The 1,196-nt window shown below is 68.7% G+C and carries 3 protein-coding genes; 2 read left to right on the forward strand and 1 reads right to left on the reverse strand.

From position 1 onward, the window contains the following. Positions 1 to 571: helix-turn-helix transcriptional regulator (locus ASE78_RS13425; protein WP_156351510.1), on the reverse strand; the 571-nt coding region annotated here is incomplete at its 3' end. Positions 572 to 640: 69 nt separating this feature from the next. Here ASE78_RS13425 and ASE78_RS13430 point away from each other — a divergent pair. Beyond that, positions 641 to 847: a hypothetical protein gene (locus ASE78_RS13430; RefSeq protein WP_056497867.1), complete on the forward strand. Its 207-nt coding sequence runs from the start codon at positions 641 to 643 to the stop codon at positions 845 to 847. Between the two features lie 143 nt (positions 848 to 990). Then, the gene (locus tag ASE78_RS19595; protein WP_235515058.1) at positions 991 to 1,143 is read left to right on the forward strand and encodes a hypothetical protein; all 153 of its coding nucleotides are present in this window, start codon (positions 991 to 993) and stop codon (positions 1,141 to 1,143) included. The last annotated feature ends 53 nt before the right edge of the window (positions 1,144 to 1,196 follow it).

A 1,196-nucleotide genomic window follows, 5' to 3' on the forward strand; every position in this document is an offset into this window, starting at 1 on the left:
GCGGCGTGGCCAGCACGACCGGCGGATAGGCGGAATTGTCGCTGACCAGCTCCACCCCGCCGGGCGCGCGGGCGAGCCGCTTGACCAGCAGCAGCCCGTCGTGGCGGACGACATGGATCCGGCCCGACTGGCCGCGCCGGTCGCCCTGATCGACGAGGATCATGTCGCCGTCGGCCAGCGTCGGTTCCATCGAATCGCCGCGCACCGCAATCATCGAGGCATCGGCGGCACGCACGCGCAACGCGCGCAGCAGATCGGCGTCGAGCCGGTGGACGCCATCGGCGGCATCGTCGCCCAGCAGTCCGCCCGGCCCCGCCGATGCGGTCGCATCGATGCGGGGCACCGCCACCCATTCGCGCGCGGGGGGCGCGCCGAGCAGCGTTTCGGCGATGCCGAGATAGCGCGCGAGGATCGTCCGATCGCCCTCGGCCAGCCGGCGCGGGGTACCGCGTTCGACGAACTGCTGGATATAGGCCGGGTTGCGGCCGATCAGCCGTGACAGCTCCATCAGGCTGACGCTGCGTGCCTGCGCGGCATGGGCGATCGCGGTGCGAGGGTCGGCCGGGTCCATCACCGCATCCTACACATAGGAAAAATCCTAGACAAGTTGGATTTACAAGAACAGAACAAGAACGAATCAATGCAGCGGTGGGAGGCGCAGGTGAACATCATTCTGGCGAGGATCGGCCAGCATCTGGAGAGAACGGGCATGGCGGAGACGAAGTTCGGACGCTGCGCGGTGAGCGATCCGCGGCTGATCGGCGACCTGCGGCGGGGGCGCATCCCCCGACCGGCGATGGTCGCGCGGATCGAATCCTATATCGCCCAGCGGGAGGGGGCACGATGAGCCGGGGACCCGATGCGGCGACGCTGCTGGAGCGGCGATTGCGGATCGCGGCGGAGGCGGTGGGCGTGACCATCGTCATCACCGCGTAGGACTGGACACGCTGGGCAAGCGCCACGTTCAACGGGGCGAAGCACCGGCTGACGGTGACGAGCGAGGATGGCGGGTTCGCGACGTGGCTGGCGACGCTGAGTGAGGAGGAACTGCCGCTGCGCGGGCATCTGGTCGCCGATGTCGCGGTGGCGCGGGTGGCGGCGGGGGTCGCCGATCTTGATGTGCTGACGGTGGAGGAACGGTAGGGGGATCGGAAGCGCTGTCCTGTTTCGTCACCGAAGATTTGTTCCGGGGTGAC

Source organism: Sphingomonas sp. Leaf25, assembly GCF_001421635.1.
Classification (GTDB): Bacteria; Pseudomonadota; Alphaproteobacteria; order Sphingomonadales; family Sphingomonadaceae; genus Sphingomonas.